3 protein-coding genes are annotated in these 4,930 nt (G+C 47.5%); all 3 read left to right on the top strand.

Going from position 1 to position 4,930, the window contains the following annotated elements:
- A partial coding sequence (locus tag SPSYN_RS15445; protein ID WP_161823377.1) for a (Fe-S)-binding protein occupies window positions 1-825 on the top strand: 825 nt, incomplete at its 5' end.
- A 178-nt stretch (window positions 826-1,003) separates the two neighbouring features.
- Window positions 1,004-4,057: a CoB--CoM heterodisulfide reductase iron-sulfur subunit A family protein gene (locus SPSYN_RS15440; protein ID WP_161823378.1), complete on the top strand. Its 3,054-nt coding sequence runs from the start codon at window positions 1,004-1,006 to the stop codon at window positions 4,055-4,057.
- Window positions 4,058-4,094: 37 nt separating this feature from the next.
- Window positions 4,095-4,930 (top strand): hydrogenase iron-sulfur subunit (locus tag SPSYN_RS15435; protein ID WP_161823376.1); only part of this gene is annotated, 836 nt, incomplete at its 3' end.

Here is a 4,930-nt window from a genome sequence, read left to right as displayed (position 1 = left end):
GTAACCGCCGGTCTGGGCGCAGAAGGCAACCCCTTTGGCGAACCGCGCGCTAACCGTGCCGACTGGTCCAAGGGCTTGAATGTAAAGACCTACGAAGAAGGCATGGAAGCCCTGTATTTCCCCGGCTGCTACCTGTGCTATGACCCGCGTTTAAAGAAAGTAGCAGTAGCAACAGCAAAAGTCCTCAACGCAGCAGGCGTGGAATACGGAATCCTGGGCGAAGAAGAGAACTGCTGCGGAGAAAGCATTCGCAAAACCGGAAACGAAGAAATGTTTAAAGAACTGGCCAAAGCCAACATAAAAAGCTGGATCGACCACGGGGTAAAGAAAATAATAGTATCTTCCCCCCACTGCTACCATACCTTTAAGAACGAATACCCTGAATTTAATGTAAACTTTGAGATAGTGCACATCTCCGAATACATCAACCAACTAATAAAAGAAGGCAGACTACAACTCAAAAAAGAATACGCGAAAAAAGTAATCTACCATGACCCCTGTTACCTGGGCCGTCACAATAACATCTATGACGCCCCCCGGGACGTGCTAAAGAACATACCTGGCCTACAACTAGTAGAATTTGAAGAAAATCGGGTAAACAGTCTCTGCTGCGGCATGGGCGGTGGCAGGATCTGGGTGGATACTCTCATGGCCGATCGATTCGTTAACCTAAGATTAGAACAAGCAGTAGCCCTGGGAGCACAAGAACTGGTAACCACCTGTCCGTACTGCGTCACAAACTTTGAAGACGCAAGAGTAAACATGAACTATGATAACACCATCGAAATAAAAGACCTCACGGAAGTTCTCCAAGAACTAATATAAAGCAAAGAGGACAATCCTCCCGCAGAGGATTGTCCCTTATATGGGCAAAGAGGTTAAGGTACCCATGCGCATGCATAGTATCGGATATGAAATGAGGTGATAGAAAGTGGAGAATGAAATAAAACAACAACTTAAACAAATATATACCAGCCGTTCAGAAGGCAATTTTGGCGATGTAATGGTAGTAGGTGGCGGTATCAGCGGCATTCAAGCCTCGCTCGATTTAGCTACCGCCGGCTTTAGAGTATATATGGTGGAAAAGTGGCCGAGCATAGGCGGTCATATGGCCCAGCTCGACAAAACCTTCCCCACCAACGACTGCTCGATGTGAATACTCTCGCCAAAGCTGGTCGAGGTCGGCCGGCATCCAAATATAGAAGTTCTCACCTATACTGAAGTTGAAGATATTGTAGGAGACCCGGGAAACTTTAAAGTAACACTGCGTACCAGACCTAAATATATCAACGAGGTACAGTGTACAGGTTGTGCTACCTGTGTAGAATACTGCCCGGCACAATACCCGGACCAATATAACCAAAATATATCAAATAACAAAGCCGTACATGTCTTCTTCCCACAGGCCATACCCCTGGTAGCATATATAGACGACAGCTGCCTTTACCTTAAAGAGAACAAATGCCGACTCTGCGAAGGAGTATGTGAAAACAACGCAATAGACTTTACGCAAACAGATAAAATTACCGAAGTAAATGTCGGGGCAGTAATTCTAGCCAACGGCTTTGAACCCTATGACCCCTCTGTCAGAACAGAATATCACTACGGCGAGTACGCCAACGTAGTAACCAGTATGGACTTTGAACGCCTGCTAGGCGCCACCGGACCATACGGAGGTGAAATACTGCGAGCATCAGACAAGAAACATCCCCATAAATTAGCCTGGATTCAATGCGTTGGCTCCAGACAGGTTATCCCCGGCGGTAACAGCTACTGCTCAGCTGTCTGCTGCTCCTACGCCCAGAAGCATGTAATTTTAACCAAAGATCACGACGCAGAAGCAGAATGCACAATATTCCACAACGATATTCGCTCCTATGGTAAGGACTTTGAACAATTCTATACCAGAGCATCAAGTTTACCCGGAGTTCGCTTCATCAGGAGCTATGTATCAATAACCAGGGAAGACCCGGTAACCAAGAACGTCACCATCCGCTATTCCACTCCTGATGAAGGAATAAAAGAGGAAGAATTTGACATGGTGGTGCTATCCATTGGTTTGAATCCACCTTTGGAAGCCCACAAAATTGCTGATACATTCGGCATTGAATTAACCGGTCATGATTTTGCCAAGATCAGTCTCACCAATCCCATGGAGACCACCAGACCCGGAATCTTTGTCAGCGGAGCCTTCCAGGGCCCGATAGACATCCCGGAATCTGTTTTCAGCGCCAGCGGAGCGGGCTCCCAATGCGGTGAACTCCTCGACTACAGACGCGGCAACCTGTCCACAGAAAGGGTATACCCGCCGGAAAGAGATGTATCGGCTGAGGAACCAAAGATCGGAGTATTTGTCTGCCATTGCGGTGCCAATATCAGCAGAGTAGTAGACATTCCTTCAACAGTGGAATATTGTAAAACCTTGCCTAATGTAGTTTTTGCAACAAATCAGGTATTTTCCTGTGCAACAAACTCGGCTCAAGAAATAACAGATATCACCAGAGATCTAGGACTCAACCGCGTAGTTATCGCGGCCTGCTCCCCCAGAACCCTGGAGCCTTTATTCCGTGATACCGTACGTGAGGCCGGTATAAACCAGTATTACTTCGAATTCGCCAACATCCGTGAGCACGACTCCTGGGTCCACGCAAAAGAGCCGGAAGAAGCCACCAAGAAAGCCTGGGATATCATCCGGATGTCCGTGGCCAGGGCAGCCCACCTAGAGGCCTTACAAGAATTTGACCTGTCAGTAAATAAGACTGCCTTAGTGGTTGGCGGCGGTATCGCCGGTATGAACGCAGCACTATCCATAGCCAAACAGGGACACCCTGTCCACCTAATAGAAAAGAACGCAGAGCTCGGGGGTATCTCAAGAAGAGTCCACCACACCCTGGAAGGGCTGGATGTGCAAGCTTACTTGCGTGAACTAATCAGCCAAGTATATCAACATCCCATGATCCGTGTCTATCATAAAGCCACCATCACAGAAGCTACCGGTTACGTAGGTAATTTCGTGACCAGGGGCGTATCCGAAACAGGCAAATTTGAAATAAAACACGGAGCCGTCGTACTGGCTACCGGAGCTGAATTATATCAACCCACCGAATACATGTACGGCGAAGATGAACGGGTAGTAACCCACCTGGAACTGGATGAACTAATAGCCCAACAAGACGAAAAAGTCATGAACGCCCAAAGTATAGTAATGTTACAATGCGTAGGCTGCCGGAATGAAGATAGAAAATATTGCGCCCGCATCTGCTGCAGCGAGGCAGTCAAAAATGCACTGTCCCTAAAAGAGCAAGATCCGGAGAAAGATGTCTACATCCTCTTTAGAGACATGAGAACATATGGATTAAAAGAAGATTTCTACCGTGAAGCGGCCGACAAGGAAGTCAGGTTTATTCGCTGGGAGCCGGAAGACCCGCCTGAGGTAGAAGTCGGTGAGGATGATGAAGGTGAAGAATGCCTGGTAGTTACCGTGACCGATCCAGTTCTCGGTAAGAAACTTGAACTATACGCTAATATAGTATCTTTGGCGGCTGCTATAGTTCCCTCCGCAGACACCAAAGAATTAGCCGACTTATTTAAAGTAGTGTTAAGCCCGGACGGGTTCTTTAAAGAAGCCCATGTCAAATTAAGACCGGTTGAATTTGCAACAGAAGGCGTATACCTGTGTGGATTGGCCCACTATCCCAAGCATATACCGGAAACAATTAACCAATCATATGGAGCAGCTGGTCGTGTCTTAACACTCCTCTCCCGTGATACAGTTGTTGCGTCCGGCTCTGTATGCGTGGTAGATGAGAAGAAATGCATGGGCTGTGGGGCCTGCGTTGAAGTCTGCACATATGGCGCCCTGGTGTTAAATAAGGCCAAAAGGGTTGAAGTTAACCCGGTACTGTGTAAAGGATGTGGCCTCTGTAATACCAAATGTCCGCCAGGGGCCATTTCATTAAAACACTTCACCGATCAAGAGATTAACAGCGAAATTGACGTAGTGATTCATGAAGCAGATATCCTAAAAGAAATAGATGCGGCTGCTGACGAAGTATAGCGTCCAATAAGACTGCTAACAAAGGAGGGGAGAATGGATGAGTGCAGCAAGAAAATTTAAGCCAAGAATACTTGGTTTTGTATGCCACTGGTGAGCATACGGAGCTGCTGATCTGGCTGGAGTTTCCAGACTACAATACACAACTGAAATGCGGCTGATTCGTGTCATGTGTTCCGGTAGAGTTGACATGAGCTTTGTGCTCAGGTCCTTCTCAAACGGATTAGACGGAGTGTTTATTGGCGCTTGCCACTTAAATGAATGCAATTATATAACGCATGGCAATTACCAGGCACAAAATATGGTGCTGCTGGTTAAAAGAATAATGGAACACGTTGGTATAAATCCCGGCAGGTTAAGACTGCAACATGTTTCAGGCGCTGAAGGGAACCTGTTTGCTGAAAGTACCAATGAGTTTGTTAAGCAAATTAAAGAGTTAGGACCGCTGGGTCAAGCTGAAGGCGAAGTAAGCCGAGTAGAAATGAAAGCCCGGCTTGCCGAAGTGATGAAGCTGGTTCCCTATATTAAGGTGGAGAAACGGGAGAAACTCAGGGCACGCCTGACGACCCCGGAAGAGTGCGCGGCGCATTTCACCCTGGAAGAAGTAGCCGACATGCTAACTAACGTAGCCTCGTATTGGATTGACCCGACGAAGTGCCAGGCCTGTATGACTTGCGCGCGGAGATGTCCTGCCGATGCGATTATTAGTGCCAAAGGCGAAGTCCATATAGTCGAACAGGATAAATGTATTAAATGTGGAACTTGCTATTCAGTTTGCCCGCCTAGATTTGCGGCGGCGACGCGGTTGGTTGGTGAACCAGTTCCGCCTCCTCTGCCTGAAGGAGAAAGGACGGTTATTCGAAAGCACAAAGAGGC

It is taken from the genome of Sporotomaculum syntrophicum (genome assembly GCF_009932395.1).
Lineage (GTDB): Bacteria > Bacillota > Desulfotomaculia > Desulfotomaculales > Desulfallaceae > Sporotomaculum > Sporotomaculum syntrophicum.
The sequence above is the reverse complement of the archived record's forward strand: the minus strand, read 5'-3'. Positions and strand labels throughout refer to the sequence as shown.